Below are 23,749 nucleotides of genomic sequence, written 5' to 3'. Positions count from 1 at the left end.
CCGGGACCGGAAACAGATGATCCGTTACGGATCGGCTGGGTAGCCTGGTCGGCATGACCGCGATGGCTCCGACCCGTACCGTTCCGGACGTCTCGTTCCTGCTGGACCGGACCAGCCACGTGCTGCGTACCCGGATGGCGGCGGCGCTGGCCGAGATCGGGCTCACCGCCCGGATGCACTGTGTCCTGGTGCACGCCGTCGCGGAGGAGCGCACCCAGGCCCAGCTCGCCGAGATCGGTGACATGGACAAGACCACCATGGTGGTCACGGTGGACGCGCTGGAGGCGGCCGGACTGGCGCACCGGCGGCCGTCGGGTACCGACCGGCGGGCCCGGGTGGTCGCGGTGACCGCCGAGGGTGCCCGGGTGGCCCGGCAGAGCCAGGCGATCGTGGACCGGGTGCACGCCGAGGTGCTGGCCAGCCTCGGCGAGCGGGATCGGCAGGTCTTCCTGCGGGTGATGGAGGCCCTGGTCACCGGTCACCTGGCCGAGCCGGTCGAGACCCCCGGGCCGGTACGCCGAGCGCGGCAGCGCGAGAGCTAGATCCCAAACAAATAGTCTGCAACAAAACTATCTGCTACGGTCCTTCCGTCGATGTCACCGACGGGAGGACGACATGTCCGAGCTATCCGAGCTATCCGAGCTGTCCAGTACCGCCGCACCGGCCACCTCCCGCGCCGCACCGGGCACCACCGGCGCCGCGTCGGCCGACCGGGCGCCCGGTGATGCTGCGGAGCGGCCGCCGGCCCAGCCGACCGGCGGCGGCGGTCCCGGATACCGGCGCCGGTGGGTGGCGCTCGGGGTGATCGCCTCGGGCACGTTGATGACCATCCTCGACGGCAGCATCGTGACCGTCGCGATGCCGGCCATCCAGCGGGACCTGGGCTTCTCCGCCGCCGGGCTGAGCTGGGTGGTGAACGCCTACCTGCTCGCCTTCGGCAGCCTGCTGCTGCTCGCCGGCCGGCTCGGTGACCTGTTCGGCCGCCGGCGGATGTTCCTGGCCGGCACCGCCGTCTTCACCGGCGCGTCGGTACTCGCCGGGCTGGCCGGCTCGCCCGGGATGCTGATCACCGCCCGCTTCCTCCAGGGGGTCGGCAGCGCGGCGGCCACCGCCGTCGCGCTGGGCATCCTGGTCACGCTCTTCACCGAGCCCGGCGAGCGGGGCAGGGCGATCGCCCTGTTCAGCTTCACCGGCGCCGCCGGTGCGACGCTCGGCCAGGTGCTCGGCGGGATACTCACCGACCTGCTCGGCTGGCACTGGATCTTCTTCATCAACCTGCCGATCGGAGTCGCGGCGCTGGCGGTCGCCCGCTCCGCGCTGCCGGCGGACCGGGGACTCGGCCGGGCGGCCGGGGCCGACGTGCTCGGCGCCCTGCTGGTCACCGCCGGGCTGGGACTGGGACTGCACACCGTGGTGAACGTCGGTGCACGCGGCTGGACCTCGCCGGCCACGCTCGGCTGGGGCGGCCTCGCCGTACTGCTGCTGGCCGCCTTCGTCGCCCGGCAGGCCACCGCCGCCAGCCCGCTCTTCCCGCTGCGGATCCTGCGCTCCCGCAACGTCGCCGGGGCCAACCTGGTGCAGGTGCTGATGGTCGCCGCACTCTTCGCCTTCCAGGTGCTTGTCGCGCTCTACCTCCAGCAGGTACTCGACTACGGCGCCGCCGCGACCGGGCTGGCGATGCTGCCGGCGGCGGTGACCATCGGTGCGGTCTCGCTCGGCGTCTCCGCCCGGCTCGCCGCCCGGTTCGGCGAGCGGAACGTGCTGCTGGCCGGCCTGGTGCTGCTGGTCGGGGTGCTCGGGCTGCTGACCCGGGTGCCGGTCCGGGCCGACTACCCCACCGACCTGCTGCCGGTGATGCTGCTGACCGCCGGCTTCGGCCTCGCCCTGCCGGCCCTGACCAGCCTCGGCATGTCCGGGGCGCGCTCCGACGACGCCGGGCTGGCCTCCGGGCTGTTCAACACCACCCAGCAGCTCGGCATGGCGGTCGGGATCGCGGTGCTCGCCACGCTCGCCGCCGGGCGTACCGAGGAACTGCTGGCCGCCGGCGCGAGCCAGCCGGCCGCGCTCACCGGCGGATTCCGGCTGGCCTTCGCGGTCGCCGTCGGGCTGCTCGTCGCCGCCTTCGCCGTGGCGGCCACGGTACTGCGCCAGCCCGCCCGGCAGTGATCCCCCGCTCGTCCGAAGAAGGGCGGGGCGCCCCCCACCTGGGCACCCCGCCCCGGCCTTCAACCCCGCACGGCGGGTAGTCCGGAAAGCGGTACCGCGCTGGTCGCGGCGCCGCCGAGCAGCAGCCGCCCGGGTGGCCGGGCGCCCTCGACCGGGGCGAGGGCCAGGCCGCTGACCGGCAGCGGTCCGTCCACCTCGACCCGGAACTCGTCGCCCGCCCGGCTGGCCCGGATCGTGGTGTCGCCGTCGACGTCGTGCACCACCGTTCCGGCGTCGACGGCACCGAAGCTCAACACGGTGACGTCGGCGAACGGGCCGTCGGCGATCCGGTCCACCGGCGGCAGCACCGGGATCAGCGCGCCGTACCGGACGAAGAGCGGGATCTGCTCCAGTGGCCGGTGCACCGCCAGGTGCCGGCCACCGGCGTGCACCTGACCGGTCCAGAAGTCCACCCAGTCGCCGGCCGGCAGGTAGAGGTGCCGGCGGTTGTCCGGGCCGAGCATCGGCGCCACCAGCAGGTCCGGGCCGAGCCGGTACTCCAGCTCCGCCGTCCAGGCGGCCGGGTCGTCGGGGGAGTCCACCAGCAGGGCCCGCATCATCGGCGTACCGGTCCGGGCCGAGGTCACCGCCGCCGAGAAGAGGTACGGCATCAGCCGGTAGCGCAGCCGCAGCGCCTCGACCGCCAGCCGTTCCGCCTCGGCCGGAAAGTCCCAGGGCAGCCGGCTGGTGGTGCCGTGGAACCGGACCAGCGGGGAGAACGCCCCGAACTGCGCCCAGCGTACGTAGAGGTCCGGGGTCGGGGTGCCGTGGAACCCGCCGCTGTCGTGGCTCCAGAACGGCACCCCGGACAGCCCGTGGCTCAGCCCGCCGCGCAGCGTACTGGCCAGTGCCGGGTATGTGGCGTTCACGTCGCCGCTCCACTGCGCCGCGTGCCGCTGCCCGCCCAGGTACGACGACCGGGCCCAGACCGTGGAGTGCCCGGCCACCTCCCGGGTCACCTTCACCACCACGTCGTTGAAGAGCAGCGAGTAGACGTTGTGCAGCTCGACCCCGGTCATCCCGTTGTGTGCCACCGCGTCGGACGGAACTCCCTCGGCGAAGTCCGTCTTGAAGACGCTGACGCCCTGTTCGAGCAGTGGCCGGAGCAGCCCGGTGAACCAGTCGACCGCGGCCGGGTTGGTGAAGTCGACGATCCCGCCGGCCGGGTGGCTGCCGTGCCAGGTGTCGGCGACGTAGACCGAGCCGTCGGCGCGGTGCAGGAAGTAGCCGGCCTCGGCGGCCTCGGCGTAGCGCGGGCTGCCGGTCATCACGTACGGGTTCATCCAGAGGCTGACCCGGAAGCCCTGCTCGGCCAGGGTGGCCAGCATGCCGGCCGGGTCCGGGAACTGCTCGGCGTCCCAGCACAGGTCCGACCAGGCCCCGGCGACCTGCCAGTAGCAGTCCAGGTGCAGCACGTCGCAGGGGATGCCGCCGTCCCGGATCCGCCGGGCCCGCTCCAACACCCGCTGCTGGCTGTCCCGGAAGAAGCCGGACGACATCCAGGCGCCGAACGCCCACTTCGGCGGCAGCGCCGGCCGGCTGGTCAGCCGGTCGTACCGGTCCAGGATCTCTGCCGGGGTCGGGCCGGCGATCAGGTAGTAGTCGATCAGGTCGTCCGGCACCAGGATCTGCACGCAGCTGTGCGTGGACTGGCACATGTCGAACTCGACGGGCATGCCGCTGTCGACCAGCACCCCGTAGCCGCGGTTCGACAGGTAGAGCGGGACGTTCTTGTGCGAGCGGTCGGACTCGCTGCCGAAGGCGTCGAAGTTCCACATCAGGGCGCGCTGGCCGCGCTTGTCCAGCGGGGTGAACTTCTCGCCGAGCCCGACGAACCGCTCGTCTCCGGGGGTCACGAAGCTCTCGTGGTAGGCCGCGACCGCGCCGTCCACAAGCGACCGACCGAACGGGAGGGTGCGCAGCCGTCCGCTGATGTCCTGCTCGCCCCGGCTCTGGCTGACCAGTTCCGCGCCGGTCGGGTCGACGAAGCGCAGGTGCCACGGGTCGAGGGTCAGCTCGGCGACGACCGCGCCGGCGTCGACGCGTACCCGGTCGCCGTCGACGTGCACGCCGGCCTGGTGGGGCTGCGGGTGCACCAGCCGCAGGGCGCGGCTGGCCCGCCCCTTCGCCAGCGGGTCCTCGCTGAGGCGTACCCGGATGACGCCCTCGGCGGCGGCGGTGATCCGCACCGCGAGCGAACCGCCGTCCGTGGTGGCCGCCTTGAGGGTGACGCCCTGGCCGTCCGTGCCCAGCACCTCGGCCCTGGCCAGCGCGGAGAGCCCGTGCTCGCCCGGGGCCCGGACCGGCAGTTCGGGCGGGTCGGCGACGAACGTCTCGTGCGGCACCAGGGGCGGGCGGTACGGCATGCGGTCTCCTCGGCTCCCGGAACGCGGAATCCGGCGCGTTGCCGACGCTGCCGGCCCGGCGCGGTGTACTCCGATTAGTTTCTTTGGTAACCCAACAAACTGTCAACGGCCGGCTGTGCGGTGGCTGCGTTGACACCGGAGATCCCGGCCGCCTACTTTGACGGCAGCCCAAACAAAGGTCGGCGGTGACGGCAGCGGTGACGCCGGGGAAGGCGGGGGCGGGTGCGCTGGCCGAAGGGGTTGACCGGGCTCTGCTACGGCGGCGACTACAACCCCGAGCAGTGGCCGGCCGAGGTCTGGAGAACCGACGTCGAGCTGATGCGCCGGGCCCGGGTCAACCTGGTCACCGTCGGCGTCTTCGCCTGGTCCCGACTCGAGCCGCAGCCCGGCAGGTACGACTTCGACTGGCTGGACCGGGTGCTCGACCTGCTGCACGACGGCGGCATCCGGGTGGCGCTGGCCACCCCGACCGCCTCCCCGCCGCCGTGGTTCTCGCTGCGGCACCCGGACGCGCTGCCGGTCACCGCCGACGGGGTACGCCTCGGCCACGGCAGCCGGGACACCTACTGCGCCAGCGCCCCGGCGTACCGGACGGCGGCCCGCCGGATCGCCGCCGCGCTCGCCGACCGCTACCGGGACCATCCGGCGCTGGCGCTCTGGCACGTGCACAACGAGTACGGCACCAGCTGCTACTGCGAGCACGTCGCGGTCGCGTTCCGGGCCTGGCTGCGGGCCCGGCACGGCGACCTCGACCGGCTGAACGAGGCGTGGACCGGCAGCTTCTGGAGCCAGCACTACTCGGACTGGGCACAGGTGTGCCCGCCCCGGGCCACCCAGTACCTCGGCAACCCGAGCCAGCTGCTCGACTTCCGCCGGTTCGTCTCCGACGAACTGCTGGCCGCGTACGTCGAGCAGCGGGACCTGCTCCGGGCGGCCACCCCGGACGTACCGGTGACCACCAACTACGTCCTCGGCGGCTGGGTACCGGTCGACCACGCCCGCTGGTCCGCCGAGGTGGACCTGGTGGCGGTCGACCACTACCCGACGGAGGCTGGGCCGGGCGCCGAGGAGCAGACCGCGTTCGCCGCCGACCTGGCCCGCTGCTGGGCCCGCCGCACCGCTCGGTCCGGTGCAAGGAAGGGCCCCTTCCTATCGGATTCTGTAGCAGCGGGCGCCCTTCCTAACATGCCGGGCGGGCCGGCCTGGCTGCTGATGGAGAGCGCGCCGAACCTGCTCCTCACCCCGGGCCGGATGCACGCCAAGGAGCCGGGCCGGATGACCCGGCACAGCCTGGCACACGTCGCCCGGGGCTCCCGGGGGGCGATGTTCTTCCAGTGGCGGGCGTCCCGGGGCGGCGCCGAGGTCTTCGGATCCGCTCTGGTCCCGCACGCCGGCCCGGACAGCCGGGCGTTCCGCGAGGCCGTCTCGCTCGGCGCCGCGCTGGACCGGCTCTCCGAAGTGGACGCCGGGACCGTGCGGGCACCGGTGGCGGTCGCCTGGGACGCCGAGTCGTGGTGGGCGACGCAGGCCACCGTGCTGCCCTCGGCACGGATCGATTACGCCGCCGAGGTGTCGGCCGCACACCGGGCGTTGTTCCGGGCCGGCCACACCTGCGACCTCGTCGTCGACGGCGACGACCTCTCCGGGTACGCCCTGCTGGTGCTGCCGGCCCACTACCTGCTCTCCGACCGGTACGCCGCCCGGATCCGGAACTACCTGGCGGCCGGCGGTCACCTGCTGGTCGGCTACCTCAGCGGGATCGCCGACGAACACGCCAGGGTCCGGGTCGGTGGCTATCCGGGAGCGCTGCGCGACCTGCTCGGTGTGCGGGTGGAGGAGTTCCACCCGCTCGACCCGGCGACCCGGCTGCCGCTCTCGGACGGCAACACCGGCCGGGACTGGGCCGAGACGGTACGCCTCACCGGCGCCACCCCGGCGGTCACGTACACCGGCGGGCTCCTCGACGGCCAGCCGGCGCTGACCCGGCACCGGTACGGCGACGGCCTGGCCTGGTACCTCTCCACCCGGCTCGACGACGACCCGTACCGCGACCTGCTGGCCGGGCTGGCGGCGGCGGCCGGCGCGACACCGACCTGCCCGGCGGCACCGGCCGGGGTGGAGGCGGTCCGCCGGTCCACCGCCGGGACGAGCTGGCTGTTCCTGCTCAACCACACCGACGCGACGCAGACCGTACCGGTCTCCGGAGAGAACCTGCTCACCGGCGAGTACGCCGACCCGGTGGTCCTGCCGGCCGGCGGCTGCGCGGTACTCCGGGAGACCGCTGCCGGGTGACGGCGGCTAGCTCGCTCCGGGCCCGCCCGCCGGGAGGTACGTCGACGCCACCTTCGTGGCCAGTTCGGCGATCGCGACCAGGGCGGTCGGATCGGTCTCGACCAGCACCCGCAGCGGTGCGGCCCAGCTACCCACGCTGAGGGCGAGCGCGAGCAGCCGCCGTCCGGTGTCCACGGCGTGCGGATCGGATCCGGACCGGGCCAGTGCCGCCCTGGCCAGGTCGGTGAGGGCCTCCGCGCGTTGCCCTCGATCCGTGATGTCGTGGGCCAGCGCCTCCGCCTGGGCCTGCACCTTGGACGCCTCGGTGGGCTCGTCGACGGCGTGCAGCGCCCGAGCCAACTCGCCGAGGTACATCGACCGGAGGTTCGCGCCCACGTGCTCCGGGCACACCGCGTCCGCGCTCCGGACGAGTCGGCCGGCCCACTCCGTCCGACCCTGCTGGGCGGCGGCCCGAGCCACCCGGAGCAGTGCGGTCGCCCGCCTGGTGGGGTCGATGATGCCGGCCACGGTCTCCCGGGCCCGTTCGTCGTCGCCGAGCGCCACCTGTCGGAGGGCGAACCGGGCCCGCACGATTGCCTGCCAGTGCTCGTCGCGGATGCCGGACGTGACCTCCGCGGCCCGTTCCAGCTCGTCCGCGGCGACCAACGCCTTTGCCAGCTGGGCCCGGTCCACCCACCCGAACTCGCCCGACTCGGCAGTGCCGATCAGCCGGTCCGCCTTGGCGAAGAGTGCGTCGGCCCGCGGCCTGTCCCGCCGGTCGAGAGCTGCCGAGGCCAGACCGGCCAGGGCCCGCAACCGCAGGCCCGGCGCGCCGATGTCGTCGGCGATCCGCTCCGCCCGGTCGGGAGCGTGGTCCGCGACGCCCAGCGCGAGGTCGTGCAGGGCCTGGTGCTGCGACGGCTCGTCGCGGATCGTCCGGGCGAGATCCTCTGCCAGCTCGTGGTCCGGGCCGCGGGCGAGGACCGCGACCACCTCCGCGATCACCTGTGGCTGCCGCACCGGATCGGCGACCTGTCGCGCCGCCGAGACGGCGACGTCGGCCCGGCCCGCCCGGGCCAGGGCGAGAGCGATCCTGGACAGCAGAGTCGACTGCGTCTGTAGGTCGGTGGGCCCCCGGCTGACCGCCTCGGCGGTGCCGACAAGCGCCGACGCCGTGTCGAGCTGGCCCGCTTCGGCGAGGGCGTCGGCGAGGTCGAGCAGGGTGATCGCCTGCCGGTGCGGGTCGTAGAGGTTGCGGGCGGACTCTTCCGCGGCGTTGGCCAGCCGACTCGCCCGCTCGTGCTCACCGGTGTCGGCCAACGCCCGAGCCACCCCGGTCAGTCTGCCGGCCCGCTCCCGGCGATCCGCTATGCCGCTCGCGATCCGCTCCGCACTCGCGAAAAGCTCGGCCCCGTCCCCGGCCCCCCGGCTGGCCGTCACCGCCCCGGCCAGCTCCGCGAGGATCGCGGCGCGTCGCCCCGGATCGTCGACGCACCAGGTGAGCGTCTCCGCCCGAGCCGTCTCCCCGACGGCGATCATCGCCCCGGCCAGGTCGTCGAGCATCGGCGTCTGTCTCAGCGCGAAATAGGTTTCCCTGGCGATCCCGAGTGCCCGGGTGTGGTCGCCGGTCCCGGCCGCCACCCGGGCCAGCCGGGCCACCATCGCGGCCTGGGTGGGCACGTCCCGCTCCCGCCGGGCGAGGACGAGCGCCGCGTCGATGCTCTGCCACACTGCGGCGTGGTTGCCCGCGACGACCTGCGCCCGGGCCACCTCGGCCAGTGCCGACGAGCGGCCGGCCGGGTCGGCTATCCGTTCCGCGAGTGCGGTGGCCCGGTCGAGGTCACCGGCATCCGCCGCCGCCCGGACCAGTGCCACAGGGCCTTCCGACACGGTGTCCGGGACAGTCACCGGCGTCTCCGTACCCGCTGCCGGCGGCTGTGCCGGCGCCGCCGGCCGGTCCCCGGCCGGCGGCCCGGTCCGGTCGCCGGCCTCGACGAGCCGGCGCGCCCGGTCCAGGTCCGCGAACACGAACTCCCGGGTACGGGAGTCGGCCGTCGCGCGTACCGTCGCTTCCGCCCGGTCCGCGAGCACCCCTGACCAGGCGCTGTCGCCGGCCCGGGCGGCGGCCAGGGCAAGTTTGGCCAGCGTCACCGCCCGGCGCCTCGGTTCGCCGACCCGGTCGGCGATCTCGTCGGCGGCGGCGTAGTCGCCCCGGGTGGCGAACGCGAGACCGAGCCGGGCGAACGCCATGCTCCGCCAGATGTCGCCGTCGATCGCGTTCGCCACCAGCTCGGCCCGAGCGCGCTGCCCGACCGCTGCCAGGGCGAGGGCCAGGTCGCCGAGCACCTCCCACGGGACGAGCCAGGGACGCCGCTCCGCGATCCCGCCGGCGCGCTCCAGCAACTCCCTGGCCCGGGTCGGGTGCGCCGCCGCCACGGCGCGGGACACGGCCAGCCGGGCCCGCACCTGGTCGGCCGGATCGGTGAGGCTCTCCAGGATCGCCTCGGTCCACGCGTAGTCCGTGTCGGCCGCCTCGACCGCCATCTCGGTCAACCTCGGCGGCGACGACAGCGCGTTGCTGCGAGCCGCGCTCTCGGCGTCCACGACGAGCGCCCGCGCCCGCTGCCGGTCACCGGTCAGCGCCGCCGCACGGCCGAGCTGGGCCAGGGCCTGCACCCGGAGATCGGGATCGGCGATCCGTCCGGCCGCGACGCCCGCCTGGTCGATCGCGTCCACCACCCCGGACCGGTCGCCGCCCTGCGCCCGAGCGTGGGCCAGTCGGCACAGCATCAGCGCACGGCGGTCGCCGGAGGCGATCTGCCCGGTGGTGGCCGAGGCGATGTCGGCGCAGCCATCCGCCTCCGCCGGGCGGCCACCGGCGTACCAGACGGTGGCCAGTTCGACGGCGGTGCCGGCGCGGAGGTCGGGATCGCCGACCGTCCGCAGCGCCGCCGCCGCCCGGGTCGCGTCGCCGACCGCCGCGAAGGCCCGGGCGGCGTGGGCGGTCGCCAGCTCCTGCTGGCGCGGATCGGCGATCGTCTCGGCGATCGTCTGCACAGCGTCGGTCAGCGCGGCGGCGCGGTCCAGGTCGCCCTGACCGGCCAGCGTCACCGCCAGCTCTGAGAGTGCTTCGACCTGCCGATCCGCCTGGTCGATGCCGTAGGCGAGTGCCTCGGCCCTGGCCGGCTGTCCCAGGGCGGCCCAGAGCGCGGGCAGCTGGACGGGGAGGTCGGCGTTGCGTGCGAGCAGGTCCTCGCGGCGCATGGCCAACCGCGCCATCGCGGTCAGGTCGAGCCGGGACTGCGCCAACGTCAGGTCCTGGGCGGTCTTGATCTCGGCGAGCGCGGCGGCGTCGCCACCGGTCAGGTCGAGCATCCGGTCGTGCCGGTCCGGGTCGACGGCGAGCGCGAGCAGCCGGGGCCAGTCGGCCGTCTCGTGCACCAACCGCGGATAACCACGCAACAGGTAGGGCGGCGTCTCCGGCGGCCAGCCCAGGGACTGGTAGCGCTCCGCCCACCGGTGGATGCGGTCACGGTACCCGCCGAGCCGCTGCGGACCGATCCGGTCCAGCGCCTTTGTCCGGAGCGTCTCGTGCGCGAACAGGAAGGCCCGTTTCGGTTCCAGAGTGGTGTGGTCCAGGCGTGCCGCGATCGTCCGGCCGAAGACGCCGCTGAGCATCCCCTCGATCACGTACCGGGGCTGGTCGCAGAGCTCCTCCAGCTCGGGCAGGCTCAGCCCGCCTCCGCTGGCGGCGACCAGGCCGATGACGTCGCGATGGGTCTGCCCGCCGTTGAGCAACTCGTCGAGCTCGCGCTGGGCGAGCCGGGCCGTCTCGGTGGCGTACGGCGAGACCTCCAGCATCCGACGGGCGCAGGACCGCAGCGGATGGTCGGCCGGTACGTCCGACGGGATCTCCGGGCTGGGCCTGCTGGAGACGACGACCCGTAACCCGTCCTCGACGAACTTCGGCAGCAGCGACGCGATGCTGGCCAGTCCCGATCCGGGTACGCTGCCCCGGTCCTCGTCCAGCCCGTCGACCACGAGTACCAGTCGCCGGCCTGCCGCCGCGCAGCGGGCGGCCGCCTCTCGCAGCAGCGCCCGGCGGTGCGCGTCCCGGGCGCTCAGCGTCGTCATCGCGGCTGGCAGGGCCTCACCCAGCAGCGCGGACAGCTGGTCGAGGACCGCGTCGACGAAGGCGGAGCTGTCCGACTGGGCGGCCAGGCGTGCGGTGACGAAGAAGGAGACGACGTCCACTCCGGCCGGCGGGTCGAGCACGAAGGTGGACATCAGCGCTGTCTTGCCCGCCCAGGGCCCCGCCTGCCAGTGCACGTACGCGTCGTCGCCGGCACAGAACGCCGCGAGCTCCGCGAGTTCCGCGGTCCGCTCGTAGAGCCCGGCCACCGGTGCGATGTCCCGGACCTGGTCCAGATAGCCGGACCGGGCACGCCAGCCGGCCGGTGCCGGTGTGACGTCGGCCAGGTCGAGCGGGTCGGCGATGCCGAGCAGCCGGCAGAGTTCGTCCCGCCGGGTGCCGTCGGCCCGACCGAGGCACCTGTCGAGGCGTGTCGCGGTGAGCCGGCCCGCGCCCTCGGGCAGGTGGTGCTCGACCACGACGCCGACCAGATGCCTGCCGGCCCAGACGGCGGCCCCGGACATGCCCTGCCAGGGTGACGACGCGCGGTCGGCCGGCTCGGCGGGTGGCGCGACGGTGATCTCCGCAGTGCCGTCCCGACGGTTGGAGAGCACCGCCAGTCGGCCGACCGCGTCGTGCAAATCGCGGTAGCGGGTACCGGATCGACCGGTCCGGCGCTTCCAGAGCGGGAACCCGGCGGTGTGTACGTCCACGACGGCGCTGGTGTCCCGGACGAACCCACCGTAGCTGACCGTAGCCGTGCCCGGGGCCTCCTCGGGCGGGGTGAAGCGGAGTATCGCGACGTCCGACTCCGGATCGCACCAGGCGGGCTCGGCGTCGGCCGTCCACTGGGTCTGCTGGCCGGCGTCGAAGCGGAGGACGATCCGGTGCGCGTCCGCGACGGCGTGCGCGGCGGTCAACAATGCCGTCGCCGTCACCCGGTAGCCGGAAGCGCGCCATTGGCCGCCGTCGGCCCGGGTGACGATCACCTCTGCGATAGCGGCCGGATCGCAGCCCTGCCCGGCGACCATGAAATCCCCGCCAATCGTCGACGGATCCGCTAGTCCTCACCCGGCAGCGACCGGCCGGTGACGATGGCGGGCTGGTCGGGCGCGTCCGGGTGCACCGGTTGCAGGCGCAGCGTCAGCCGTTGTGTCGCGGTGTGTGCCCGCTGCCGACCGGCGGCGACGTCGAGCACGAAGAACCTGATCCCGACCCGGGGGTCGGTGGACCTCTCGACGCCCACGGTCAGTTCCAACTCGACGGACTCGGCCCGGAAGCGAAGATCGGAATGTTCCCCGGACCACATCGCCCTACTCAGTTCCGAGCGGAGTTGGAAGATCATGTCGGCCAATTCGATCTGGCTGTCCACCCGCCCGGTCCTCCTCTTGCCCTCGCGTCACCGCATCCATCATCCCCGAAGGGTGCAATGGGCAATATGGCCGAACAGGCATGTCCCGGCCGGAGCTTCGTGGCCGGCGGCGGACGACCTGCGCTCCGCAAGGGACATCCAGGTCGCGACACCGACCGGCGGACCGAGGCACCGGTACGCCTCGGGGCCGGCCGGTCCGGCGCGGGCCGAGGGTACGGGGTGTCCGACGGGCCGGCGCGGGTCGATGCCAGTGGCCCGAACCGGGTGGCCGGTCCGGCGCGGGGCCGCCCGGGGCGGGAGTGCCGGGCGGGCTGTGCCACGATGCGTCGATGGCATACCCCTCGGTCCCACCCCCGGGCATGGCGCTGGCCGCCTGTCCGCACCCGGTTCCGCTGCCACCGGGCTGGGGCGCACTCGTCGTCTCGGCCAACCGGGGTCCCTACCTGGTGCCGGCGCCCACCACCTGCAAACTGAAGATCGACGGGCGCGAGGTCTCCGGCATGGCCGAGGGCACCTTCCACATCGCGGTGCCGGCCGGCGAGCACGACGTGCGGTTCACCGACCTGTTCGGCATCCCGGTGATGACCACGCGGGTGATGGTGCAGCCGGGGGCCGGGCACCAGTTGTCCTTCCGGTTCGGCGGCTGGCGCAACCGGGTGCACGACGGCCGGGGCACGGACGTGACGAAGTTCGGCATGTGGTCGAACTACAGCGTCCTGCTGATCACGCTCGTGGTGGTCGGCGTGATCTGCTGCGGCGGGCTGGCGCTGATCCCGCTGCTGACCGGCTCCGGCGCCAACTGAACCGACGCCCCGCGCGCCGCCCGGTTCCGCCGAGCTGCCCGGTTTCGCCGGGCCGGGCGGCTGGTGCACCGCCCGGCCCGGCGGGCCGGACCACGATCTCCGGATCCGGCGGTTTCCACGACGTCCGTGGACAGGACCACTAGGGCCTGTGTCGAAGTCGGTGCCAGGGCTTGAGCTGTTGGGTGAGGATCTTCGCGTGTTGGTGTTCGAGGTGTAGCGAGGTCTCCGGTATCTGGTTCAGCGACCAAGCAGAACCCGAAGACCGGAGACCTCGTGGACACCCTAGCGGTGGCGAGGCGGCACGACCTGACCGACGCAGAGTGGGTGGCGCTGGAGCCGCTGCTGCCTGCGGGGCGTAGGCCAGGTCGGCCGTCGAAATGGACGAAACGGCAGCTCATTGATGGGATCAGGTGGCGGACACGGGTCGGTGCTCCGTGGCGGGATGTTCCGGAGTGCTACGGATCCTGGGCCGCGGCGTACGGGCTGTTCCGGCGTTGGCAGCGTGATGGGACCTGGGCGAAGATCTTGACCGTGTTGCAGTCCCTTGCTGACTCGGCCGGACGTGTGGTCTGGGACGTGTCGGTGGACTCGACGGTCGCCCGGGCGCATCAGCACGCTGCCGGGGCGCGTAAAAGGGGGATCTGCAGGCCGAGCCGCCGGGCGGGGTCATGGTCGAGCCGACCGATCACGCGCTCGGCCGGTCGCGGGGCGGGCTGACCACGAAGCTGCACTTGGCCTGTGAGCAGGGGCAGAAGCCGTTGTCGATCGTGTTGACCGCCGGGCAGCGCGGTGACAGCCCGCAGTTCATCGCGGTGCTCGACGGGATCCGAGTGCCCCGTCTCGGCGCCGGCCGACCCCGGACCCGCCCGGACCGGGTCCTGGCCGACAAGGCGTACACGTCGAAGGCCAACCGCCGCTACCTGCGCCGACGCGGCATCGCCGCGACTATCCCCTCGAAAGCCGACCAGGACGCCAACCGGCGCAAGCTGGGGTCCAAGGGCGGCCGACCCCCGGCCTTCGACCCCGAACGGTACAAGCAGCGTCATGCCGTGGAGTGCGGCATCAACCGGCTCAAGGGCAACCGGGCCGTCGCCACCCGCTTCGACAAACTCGCCGTCCGCTACGAAGCCACCGTGCACATCGCCGCGATCAACGAGTGGCTGTAACCGACTTCGACACAGGCCCTAACCGAGCGGCTCGACCCAGATGTTCCGGTAGTAGAGGTTGGGGCCCGGGTCGCCGTGGTCCTGGAGACGGATCGGGCCCACCGATGGTCCCTCCGCCGCCCCGCCGCCGGTCGGCCCGGTGATCTCGGCATTGTCGTGCACGGTGACGCCGTTCCAGACGACCGTGACGCGGGCGTTCTCCGTCTTGGCCCCCGAGGCGTCGAACCGGGCGGCCCGGAACGTCACGTCGTACGTCTGCCAGGTCTGCGGCGCGGTCGCCGCGTTCACCCTCGGGGCCAGCTTCTCGTAGATGGCGCCGCACTCGTTGCTGGCCGGGGTGGTGTCGCCGTACGAGTCGAGCACCTGTAGCTCGTACCGGTCCTGGAGGTAGATTCCGCTGTTCGCCCGGGCCTGCCCGGTCACGTCGGCCGGCAGGTTCGGCAGCCAGAACTCGACGTGCAGCCTGAAGTCGCCGAAGCTCTGCCGGCTGCGGATGTCGCCGCCGAGCACCTCCACCCCGCCGTTGCCCAGCGGCCAGGTCGGGTTGGCCCCGTTGGGCTGCTGGAAGTTGTCCATGTTGGTTCCGTCGAAGAGTGTGATCCGGCCGGGGGCGACGGCGGGTCCGTACACCTCGAACTCGTAGATCCGGGCCGCGTTGTCGGTGTTGCCGGTCGGCGCGCTGACGGCCAGCCGCACGTACCTGGCCTGGGTGGCCGTGATGTCGTGGGTGGTGACGTTGGCGGTGTTGCCGGTGACGGTGGCGGCGGTGCTCCAGGCGGTGCCGTTGGTGCTGACCTGGATGGTGAAGTCCCGGGTGTTCCAGGCGGTGTTCTCGCCGCCGGCACCGGCGTGCCGGACCACGAACCGGTGCACGCTGCGGACGGCGCCGAGATCGACCTGCAACCACTTGGTGGCGCCGAGCGAGCACCACTTGTCGCTGTTGCCGCCGGTCACGCTGCCGTTCACCGCCTGCGCCGGCCCCTCGGTGCCGGAGCAGGAGCTGTCCGCGGTCGCCGGGCGGCCGAGGGCGAGGTTGGCCGTCGCCGGGGCGGTACCGCCGTAGACCTCGAACTCGTAGATCCGGGCCGCGTTGTCGCCGTTGCCGCTCGGTGTGCTGACGGCGAGGCGGAGGTATCTGGCCTGGGTGGCCGCGAAGGTGTGCGTGGTGGTGTTGGCGGTGTTGCCGGTGACGGTGGCGACCGTGCTCCAGGCGGTGCCGTTGCCGCTGGCCTGGATGGTGAAGTCCCGGGTGTTCCAGGCGGTGTTCTCGCCGCCGGCACCGGCGTGTGCGACGACGACCCGGTTGACGCTCTGCGTCGAGCCGAGGTCGACCTGCAACCAGCGGTTGGTGCCGGTCGAGCACCACTTGTCCAGGTTGCCGGATGTGGTGGTGCCGTTGACGGCCTTTGCCGGGTTCTCGGTCGCGGAGCAGGAGCTGTCGGCGGTGGCCGGTCTGCCCAGCGCGAGGTTGACCGGCGGCACCTGGCCGGGGATCGCGTTGAGGGTGTACCAGACCTCGGTGCTCCACAGTGGCTGGCCGTCGGTCGCGCTGAACGGCCGGGGTGAGCGGACGTGCACCACCCGCCCGGCCTTGAGCCCGTTGACGACCAGGGTGACCTTCTTTCCGTCGGCCGAGAGCGTCGCCGAGGAGACCGACAGCGTCTCCTCGTCCACCTTCGGCCCGCCGTAGGCGGCGGTCGGCACGTACCGCCACTGCTTCACCCGGTACTTCGAGGCCAGCGCCGTCGCGGTCGCCGTCGAGAGCGGCTTGGTGTACTCGATCTCGAAGCCGTTCGACCGGGCCCGCATCGCCAGCATGTCGAAGTTGGTGCTGCCGTTCGTGGCGATCTTCTGTAGGCCGTGGCTGAGCTTCCCCTCCTGGCCCCAGTTCCCGCCGCCGTGCAGGCCGCCGGTGTAGAGGGCGCCGTCCGGGCCGACGCTGACCTCGGAGACACCGGCTTCGAGTCCCTGGGTCATCCGGAACAGCGCGCCCTGGTACTCCCCGTTGACCTTCTCCAGGTACGCCCGCTGGAGGCCGCCGTAGGTGACGTCGCCGATCGCCATCTGCCCGGCGAAGACACCCTGGGTGATCATCACCGGGGTACTCGGCGAGTTGCCGATCTCGTTCTGCGGGAACCAGAGGACCGGCTGGCTGACCGGCCTGTTGTCGAACGGCCCGGCCGGGTTGAGGTAGTGGTTGAAGAACCGGTCCTGCTTGATGTGCAGCAGCTTGGACGCCGGCTGGTAGCCGCCCTGGTTGTCGGTGACGAAGAGCCCGCCCTCCGGTCCCCAGCCGATGCCGTGCGGGGTACGCAGCCCGCCGGCGAGGTAGGAGACCGCGCCGGTGGACCGGTTGACCCTGATGGTGGTGCCGCGGTTGCCCGCCGGCTGCGGGTCGGTGGTGGCACCGCCGTAGTTGATCGACACCGAGAGGTTCAGGTAGAAGAACCCGTCGGCGTAGAGGAGCCCGAAGGCGAACTCGTGGAAGTTCTGGCCGAACGGCCAGGTGGCCACGGTGCGGTAGTTGTCGGTGACCCCGTCGCCGTTGGTGTCGTTCAGTTCCGTCAGGCGGTGCTTCTCCGAGACGTACAGCTTGCCGTCGACCACCTTGATGCCCATCGGCTCCCGGAGCCCGCTGGCGATCCGGGTCCGGGTCACCTGGGCCGGGCTGGTGCTGCCGGTGACGTTGCCGAGCAGCCAGACCTCGCCGGCGGTGTTCAGCGAACCGCCCCAGGTGAGCACCGCGAGGCGCCCGTCCGGAAGCCAGTCGAAGCCGGTGACCGCCGGCTCGAACCCGCTGGGCCGCAGGTTGCTGAGCGTGTAGTCGGGATGTACGGCGGTAAGCGGCAGCCCGTCACCGGGCGAGTCACCGCTGGCCTCGCACTCCTTCCTGCCCGGTGCGGTCACCCGGACGACACCGGCGTCGGTGCTCAGCACCGAGTTGGGCACGGTCACGAACGACGTCGAGCCGGGAGTGCGCCACTGCAACGTCAACTGTTGGCCGCCGTCGCGTTCGAAGTGGTCGATCCGCAGCGGGTGGTAGCCGGTCGTGAGTTCGACCGTGCCGTCCTTGGGGTCCGGCCCGTGCAGCCCGTCGTGGTCGACGACGACGGCGTCGTCGATCAGGAGTCGGGAGCCGTCGTCGCTGATCAGCCGGAAGGTGTAGCTGCCGGCCTGGGAGATGTTGATGTTGCCCAGGGCCTGTGCGAGGAAGTAGTTCTCGAAACCGAAGTCGGCCGCGCTCGTCCAGTCGACCACCGGCATCAGCTTGTCCACGTTGGGCGTCTGCGCGGCCTTGAGGGTGCAGAGGCTGTTCAGTGGCACCTGGAGGTCGAAGACCCGCAGTGTCACACCGGGTTCCTGTGGCGGGGGTGCGGCGGTGGCGCCGCCGGCCGGCAGCTGCACGGCCGTGAGGGCCAGCGCGGTGGCGACCGCGCCGAGGATCGGCGTACGCGCTCGTCGGGATGGTCGGAACACGTTTCCTCCCAGGGGGTGAGCGGACCGACATCGCACCGTCACGGGCGCGGCGGACAACTCGGCGACGCGCCGTGGCGACCGACGGGACGACGTCGTTACGTCCGGTGGGTGGCCCGGCACGCCGCTGCCTGGCAAGGCAGACCCTACGATTGTTACGTTTGAATGTCTAGATGTTTCGTCGTGGAAGCACGAACTTTTGACTTCCTCAGCAAAAGGAAGATGTCCTGTCGACGGATCAGAAGTAGTCGAGCAGGTCGGCCCGGCCACCGGCGGCCAGCAGGTCGAGTCCGTCCGGGTCGGTGCCGGCGGGGCAGTGCAGCAGTCCGGCCTCGGCCACCGCGGGTCCGTCGGCGGCGCCGGTGTAGAGCAGGGCGAAGCCGCGTACCGAGAGCTTCGGGGCCGGGGCGTCGTCCGGCAGCCGGTGCAGTTCGGCACCGCCGCCGTCGACCTCCAGCCGCCAGGTGCCGGAGTTCCACGGTGCCAGCTCGTCGGCCAGGGCGAAGTCGACCTGGCCGCGTACGTGCGCCGGCCAGCCCCGGTCGGTGACCGCCCGGACCACGTCGACCGGCCGGTGCATCCAGAGCCGCTCCTCGTGCAACCGTGCCTGTTCCAGCGGCAGTTGGGCGGCGACCGCGTCGTGGGCCAGTGGCCAGAGCCGGATCGTCGGCGTCACGCTCTGCCAACTGGCGAGCACCCCGACCAGCTCCCGGGCCGCCTCGGCGGTCTCGGCCAGTGCGTCCCGCACGGTGAGCACGGCGTGCTTGTCGTAGCCGCGACCGCGCTGCCAGCTGGCGTACCCGACCAGCCGGCCGTCCCGCTCGACCAGGGTGAGCCCGTCCACCCCGTCCGGCAGCGCCGTCGGCGGCCGGTGCCAGTCGAAGACGCCGCCCCGGCGGGTGAGCAGGCCGCGGCGGTGCCGGGCGAGCCGCTGGTAGAGGTCGGTCGTCGCGTCGAGGTCGGCGGGACCGCCGGGCCGGACCGTCAACCCGGGTGCCGGCCGGTGCCGGGGCAGCGACACGGCCGGCAGGTCGACCGCGCGCAGGGCGCCGGCCACCTCCCAGCCGGCCCGCCGGTACGGGCCGGTGACCGTCGGGTAGAGGGCGCTGATCGCGGCACCCCGCTCCCTGGCCCCGGCCAGCAGGTCGCGCAGCAGCGCCAGGGCGACGCCCCGGCCGCGCGCCTCGGGCAGCACCGCGACCCCGGCGACGTCGGCCGCCGCCACCCGACGACCGGTCCACCACTGCTCGTGGTGCAGGTCGACCGCCTTGCCGACGAGCCGGCCCTCGGGGTCGAACGCGCCGTACCCGGTGACGCCCGGGCGGGGATCCCGGGACGGCGGCGTGCTGGACGGTGGCGAGCCGAAGGCGAGTCGGCTCAGTTCGTAGGCCCCGGCCAGGTCGTCGGCGTCGAGGCGGCGGATCAGCGGGACCGTCGGTCGCATCCAGCGGAGCCTAGTCAGCGGGCCGCCGGCCTGACCAGTTCGACGGGTCCGCCGGCGGGTCGAAAGGGGATGGTGGGGAAGGTCGAGGAAACCATCTGCTGCGGCTTCCGCGATGTTGTGGACCGGAAAGCGCTTGCCCTAGCATTCAGGTGCGCAGGAGTCGTACCCCATTGTCGGGCTGCCGGTTGAACTGTTCCGAGCCGGCCGCCCACCCGCGAACCGGATCCACGCCTACCCGCCGGGCAGGGTCGGCACGGCACCTCCGGTCCTTCGGGCCGGCGGACGCCGATCCGGTGTTCGCGCCCCGCCTCCAATGGAGTTGATCATGCGCAGTGCACGACGACGCCACACCCTGCTCGCCGGCACCGCTGCCGCCGCGCTCGCCGCCACCGTCACCTGCACGGTGGTCGCCTCGGCCGCCGCCGCCGGTTGTCGGGTCGACTACCAGGTGACGAACGAGTGGCAGGGCGGCTTCGGCGCCAGCGTCAGTCTCACCAACCTCGGCGACCCGGTCACCGGCTGGAACCTGACCTGGTCGTACGGCGCCGGGCAGCAGGTCACCCAGGCCTGGAACGCCACGGTCAGCCAGAGCGGCGGCCAGGTCACCGCCAGCAACGTCAGCTACAACGGGGCCCTGGCCACCGGCGCCAGCGCCAGCTTCGGCTTCAACGGCTCGTGGACCGGCAGCAACCCGGTGCCGGCGAGCTTCGCGATGAACGGCACCACCTGCACCGGTTCGGTGGCACCGACCACGACCACCCCGGGCGGGCCACCGACCGGCACCCCGCCGGCGACGACCCCACCGGTCACCCCGCCGGTGACCACCTCGCCGCCGACCAACCCGCCGGCCGGGGCCAAGCAGGTGGAGAACCTGGACCGGGGGCTGGTAAGCGTCCGGTCCGGCAGCGGCAACCTGGTCTCCTGGCGGCTGCTCGGCACCGAGACATCCGGAGTGTCGTTCAACCTCTACCGCGGCTCCACCCGGGTCAACCCGACCCCGATCACCGGCGCCACCAACTACCTCGACCCGGGCGCCGCCGCCGGGACGGCGTACACGGTGCGGGCGGTGGTGAACGGGACCGAACAGGGCGACTCGGCGCCGGCCCTCCAGTTCGGCAACGGCTATCTGGACGTACGACTCCAGGTGCCGCCCGGCGGCACGACACCGGCCGGCGAGTCGTACAGCTACGCGGCGAACGACGCCTCGGTCGGCGACCTGGACGGCGACGGCCGGTACGAGATCGTCCTCAAGTGGGACCCGAGCAACGCCAAGGACAACTCGCAGTCCGGCTACACCGGCAACGTCTACGTCGACGCGTACACCCTGACCGGCACCCGGCTCTGGCGCATCGACCTCGGTCGCAACATCCGGGCCGGCGCGCACTACACCCAGTTCCAGGTCTACGACTACGACGGCGACGGCCGTGCCGAGGTGGCGATGAAGACCGCCGACGGCAGCCGCTCCGGCACCGGCCAGGTGATCGGCTCCGCTTCGGCGGACCACCGCAACTCCAGCGGCTACGTGCTCGCCGGACCGGAATACCTGACCATGTTCGACGGACGGACCGGCGCGGTCCGCTCGACCGTCAACTACGAGCCGGCCCGGGGCAATGTCTCGTCCTGGGGCGACAACTACGGCAACCGGGTGGACCGGTTCCTCGCCGGCACGGCGTACCTGGACGGGCAGCGGCCCTCGCTGATCATGGCGCGCGGCTACTACACCCGCAGCGTCATCGTCGCCTGGGACTTCCGCAACGGCTCGCTGACCCGGCGCTGGACCTTCGACTCCAACTCGGCCGGCTCGCAGTACGCCGGCCAGGGCAACCACGCGCTCACCGTCGGCGACGTCGACGCCGACGGCCGGGACGAGATCCTCTACGGGGCGATGGCGGTGAACGACAACGGCTCCCCGCTGTGGAACACCGGGCACGGGCACGGCGACGCCGCCCACCTCGGCGACCTCGACCCGAGCCGCTCCGGGCTGGAGTACTTCAAGGTCAGCGAGGACTCGTCGAAACCGTCGTCCTGGTTCGCCAACGCGCGTACCGGGCAGGTCTACTGGTCGACGGCGCCCGGCGGGGACAACGGCCGGGGGGTGGCCGGGGACATCCACGCCGGCAGCGCCGGTGCGGAGTCCTGGTCGGCGGCGGTCGACGGGCTGCGCAGCCCGAGCGGCGCGAACGTCGGCCGCAAGCCCTCCTCGTCGAACTTCCTGGTCTGGTGGGACGGCGACCCGGTCCGGGAACTGCTCGACCAGACCTGGATCGACAAGTACGGCACCGGCTCGGACACCCGGCTGCTCACCGGTAGCGGGGTGGCGTCGAACAACGGCACCAAGGCCACCCCGGCGCTCTCGGCGGACATCCTCGGCGACTGGCGCGAGGAGGTGGTCTGGCGGACCAGCGACAACAGCGCGCTGCGGATCTACAGCACCCCGACCCAGACCGGCACCCGGATACACACCCTGATGCACGACCCGATGTACCGGGTGGCGATCGCCTGGCAGAACACCGCCTACAACCAGCCGCCGCACCCGAGCTTCTTCATCGGCAACGGGATGTCGACCCCGCCGACCCCGTCGGTCTACCTCCGGTAGGGGCCGACGGCCGGCAGGCGCCGGAAACGCGAAGCCGCACCGGCCCGCGGGGTCGCTCATCTCCCCGCGCGCCGGTGCGGCACACACCGCGACATCACGCGACCCGTCCCGATCGCGCTTGTCGAACCACCACCGGTAAGAACATTAGGCGGCTTCCGGTGCGCGTCGATGACAGCACGGTGAAGAGTGTGTTTCGCGACATCCGGAGGGCGTGACGCCGGTCACCACCACCGTGGCGGCTCAGCCCTGGCGGCTCAACCCTGGCGGCGCAGTCCGCCGGCGACCTTCTCCGCGATCAGCTCGTACGAGCGCACCCGGTCGGCGATGTCGTAGACCAGGGTGGTGAGCATCAGCTCGTCGGCCTCGGTCCGGGCCAGCAGGTCGGTGAGCTGCCGCCGCACCGTCTCGGGGGAGCCGAGCGCCTGCCCCTCCCGCCGTTGCAGCACGAACTGCCGCTCCGGCTCGGTGTACGGGTACGCCGCCGCCTCGTCCGGGGTGGCCAGCGGGGCGGGCCGGCCGGTACGCAGCCGCAGGAAGGAGAGCGCGGCCGGGCCGGAGAGCCACTCCGCCCGCTCGTCGTCCTCGGCGCAGACCGCGTTCACCGCCACCATCGCGTACGGCCGGTCCAGCCAGCGCGACGGCCGGAAGCTCTGCCGGTAGAGCGCCAGCGCCGGCAGGGTGTTCGCCGCGCTGAAGTGGTGCGCGAAGCTGAACGGCAGGCCGAGCAGCCCGGCGAGCTGGGCGCTGAACCCGCTGGAGCCGAGCAGCCAGATCGCCGGCCGGTCCCCGTGGCCCGGGGTGGCGGTGATCGGCCCCGGCCGCTCCCCGGTGAAGTAGTTGACCAGGTCGTCCAGTTCCTCCGGGAAGTTCTCCGCCGACAGCCCGGCCATGGTGCGGCGCAGGGCCAGCGCGGTCGGCTGGTCGGTGCCGGGCGCCCGCCCGATGCCCAGGTCGATCCGGCCCGGGTGCAACGCCTCCAGCGTGCCGAACTGCTCGGCCACCACCAGCGGCGCGTGGTTGGGCAGCATCACCCCGCCGGAACCGACCCGGATGGTCGAGGTGGCCGCCGCCACGTGGGCGATCAGCACCGCCGGAGCGGAGCTGGCGATGGCTGGCATGTTGTGGTGCTCGGCCACCCAGAACCGGTGGTAACCCAGCTCCTCGGTGCGCCGGGCGAGTTCGGTGGTGTGCCGCAGGGCCGCGCCGGCGGTGGTGCCGGCGGCGACCGGTGCGAGGTCGAGGACAGACAGCGGTACGTCGATCACACAACCCGGCAACCGGCGGCGGCCCCGATTTCTTCCGGGAATCCGCTCCGCGCGTCGTGATTCCGGCCGGTCAGCGCTGCTTCGGCCGGGCCCGGACGTGCAGCCGCTCGCCCTGCGGCCCGAAGAGGGAGAGCACCTCGGTGGGTCCGGGGCCCGGGTTGGAGATGAGGTGCGGAACCCGGGTGTCGAACTCGGCGACCTCGCCGGGGGCGAGCATCAGGTCGTGCTCGCCGAGCCGCAGCCGCAGCCGTCCGGAGAGCACGTAGAGCCACTCGTACCCCTCGTGGGTCTGCTGTTCCGGCTCGCCCTTCGGGAAGCCCGGCGGAAGGATCTGCTTGAACGCCTGTAGACCGCCCGGCCGGCGGGTGAGCGGGAGGAACGTGATGCCGTGCCGGACGATCGGCCGGGGGTGCACCCGGGGGTCCGCCGTGGCGGGCGCGTCGACCAGCTCGTCGAGCGAGACCTGGAAGGCCCGGGCGAGCGGCAGCAACAGCTCCAGGGTCGGCTTGCGGCCGCCTGACTCCAGCCGGGAGAGGGTACTCACCGAGATGCCGGTGACCTCGGCGAGCTGGGTGAGGGTGCTGCCGCGTTGCTGGCGTAGCTCCCGCAGCCGGGGACCGACCGAGGTCAACGCGAACTCCTCGTTTGCCATAGT

At 72.8% G+C, this 23,749-nt stretch carries 13 protein-coding genes; 6 read left to right on the top strand and 7 right to left on the bottom strand.

Annotated features, from left to right (window positions below):
- Positions 1-53: 53 nt before the first annotated feature.
- The gene (locus ACN28A_RS02280; protein ID WP_421391786.1) at positions 54-542 is read left to right on the top strand and encodes a MarR family winged helix-turn-helix transcriptional regulator; all 489 of its coding nucleotides are present in this window, start codon (positions 54-56) and stop codon (positions 540-542) included.
- Between the two features lie 73 nt (positions 543-615).
- Positions 616-2,166: a DHA2 family efflux MFS transporter permease subunit gene (locus ACN28A_RS02275; protein WP_421391784.1), complete on the top strand. Its 1,551-nt coding sequence runs from the start codon at positions 616-618 to the stop codon at positions 2,164-2,166.
- Positions 2,167-2,225: 59 nt separating this feature from the next.
- Here the strand turns inward: ACN28A_RS02275 and ACN28A_RS02270 are convergent, their stop codons facing one another.
- The gene (locus ACN28A_RS02270) at positions 2,226-4,571 is read right to left on the bottom strand and encodes a TIM-barrel domain-containing protein (RefSeq protein WP_421391782.1); all 2,346 of its coding nucleotides are present in this window, start codon (positions 4,569-4,571) and stop codon (positions 2,226-2,228) included.
- A 222-nt stretch (positions 4,572-4,793) separates the two neighbouring features.
- Here ACN28A_RS02270 and ACN28A_RS02265 point away from each other — a divergent pair, with 222 nt between their 5' ends.
- Positions 4,794-6,863, top strand: coding sequence for a beta-galactosidase (locus ACN28A_RS02265; protein ID WP_421391779.1), 2,070 nt, complete (start codon positions 4,794-4,796; stop codon positions 6,861-6,863).
- Positions 6,864-6,869: 6 nt separating this feature from the next.
- Here the strand turns inward: ACN28A_RS02265 and ACN28A_RS02260 are convergent, their stop codons facing one another.
- A complete protein-coding gene (locus ACN28A_RS02260; protein ID WP_421391778.1) occupies positions 6,870-12,005 on the bottom strand; it encodes a trypsin-like peptidase domain-containing protein in 5,136 nt (1,711 codons plus the stop codon).
- A 29-nt stretch (positions 12,006-12,034) separates the two neighbouring features.
- A complete protein-coding gene (locus tag ACN28A_RS02255; RefSeq protein WP_421391777.1) occupies positions 12,035-12,346 on the bottom strand; it encodes a trypco2 family protein in 312 nt (103 codons plus the stop codon).
- 329 nt (positions 12,347-12,675) lie between these two features.
- On the opposite strand from ACN28A_RS02255, the gene ACN28A_RS02250 reads away from it, so the two are divergent.
- Together ACN28A_RS02250 and ACN28A_RS02245 are read left to right on the top strand one after the other, a co-directional pair.
- Positions 12,676-13,149 (top strand): hypothetical protein, encoded by a 474-nt coding sequence (locus ACN28A_RS02250; protein ID WP_421391775.1) that lies wholly within the window; start codon positions 12,676-12,678, stop codon positions 13,147-13,149.
- Positions 13,150-13,437: 288 nt separating this feature from the next.
- A protein-coding gene (locus ACN28A_RS02245; RefSeq protein ID WP_421404080.1) for an IS5 family transposase occupies positions 13,438-14,315 on the top strand; the annotation gives its coding sequence in 2 pieces (ribosomal slippage) (positions 13,438-13,827 and positions 13,830-14,315; 876 coding nt in all).
- Between the two features lie 18 nt (positions 14,316-14,333).
- Here ACN28A_RS02245 and ACN28A_RS02240 read toward each other — a convergent pair.
- Both ACN28A_RS02240 and ACN28A_RS02235 read right to left on the bottom strand, forming a co-directional pair.
- Positions 14,334-17,792 carry a discoidin domain-containing protein gene (locus tag ACN28A_RS02240; protein WP_421391773.1) on the bottom strand — a complete coding sequence of 1,153 codons (3,459 nt, stop codon included), beginning with the start codon at positions 17,790-17,792 and terminating at the stop codon, positions 14,334-14,336.
- Between the two features lie 235 nt (positions 17,793-18,027).
- On the bottom strand, positions 18,028-19,233 hold the full coding sequence (locus ACN28A_RS02235) for a GNAT family N-acetyltransferase (RefSeq protein WP_421391771.1): 1,206 nt from the start codon (positions 19,231-19,233) through the stop codon (positions 18,028-18,030).
- Positions 19,234-19,558: 325 nt separating this feature from the next.
- Between ACN28A_RS02235 and ACN28A_RS02230 the strand changes: the two genes are divergently transcribed.
- Entirely contained in the window at positions 19,559-21,829 is a 2,271-nt protein-coding gene (locus ACN28A_RS02230) for a cellulose binding domain-containing protein (protein WP_421391769.1), read from the top strand.
- 254 nt (positions 21,830-22,083) lie between these two features.
- Here the strand turns inward: ACN28A_RS02230 and ACN28A_RS02225 are convergent, their stop codons facing one another.
- Together ACN28A_RS02225 and ACN28A_RS02220 are read right to left on the bottom strand one after the other, a co-directional pair.
- Positions 22,084-23,094 (bottom strand): LLM class flavin-dependent oxidoreductase, encoded by a 1,011-nt coding sequence (locus tag ACN28A_RS02225; RefSeq protein ID WP_421391767.1) that lies wholly within the window; start codon positions 23,092-23,094, stop codon positions 22,084-22,086.
- 70 nt (positions 23,095-23,164) lie between these two features.
- A complete protein-coding gene (locus ACN28A_RS02220; protein ID WP_421391765.1) occupies positions 23,165-23,746 on the bottom strand; it encodes a helix-turn-helix domain-containing protein in 582 nt (193 codons plus the stop codon).
- Positions 23,747-23,749 lie beyond the last annotated feature (3 nt).

It is taken from the genome of Plantactinospora sp. WMMB782, assembly GCF_049179135.1.
Lineage (GTDB): Bacteria > Actinomycetota > Actinomycetes > Mycobacteriales > Micromonosporaceae > Plantactinospora.
Note: the sequence above shows the minus strand (reverse complement) of the source record. Positions and strands in the feature narration are given on the sequence as shown.

What these genes read in the sequence shown, in the direction of transcription:
- ACN28A_RS02280 (WP_421391786.1), top strand. Translation starts at nt 54, where the DNA reads ATGACCGCGATGGCTCCGACCCGTACCGTTCCGGACGTCTCGTTCCTG.
- ACN28A_RS02235 (WP_421391771.1), bottom strand. Translation starts at nt 19,233, where the DNA reads ATGCGACCGACGGTCCCGCTGATCCGCCGCCTCGACGCCGACGACCTG.
- ACN28A_RS02270 (WP_421391782.1), bottom strand. Translation starts at nt 4,571, where the DNA reads ATGCCGTACCGCCCGCCCCTGGTGCCGCACGAGACGTTCGTCGCCGAC.
- ACN28A_RS02230 (WP_421391769.1), top strand. Translation starts at nt 19,559, where the DNA reads ATGCGCAGTGCACGACGACGCCACACCCTGCTCGCCGGCACCGCTGCC.
- ACN28A_RS02250 (WP_421391775.1), top strand. Translation starts at nt 12,676, where the DNA reads ATGGCATACCCCTCGGTCCCACCCCCGGGCATGGCGCTGGCCGCCTGT.
- ACN28A_RS02275 (WP_421391784.1), top strand. Translation starts at nt 616, where the DNA reads ATGTCCGAGCTATCCGAGCTATCCGAGCTGTCCAGTACCGCCGCACCG.
- ACN28A_RS02260 (WP_421391778.1), bottom strand. Translation starts at nt 12,005, where the DNA reads ATGGTCGCCGGGCAGGGCTGCGATCCGGCCGCTATCGCAGAGGTGATC.
- ACN28A_RS02220 (WP_421391765.1), bottom strand. Translation starts at nt 23,746, where the DNA reads ATGGCAAACGAGGAGTTCGCGTTGACCTCGGTCGGTCCCCGGCTGCGG.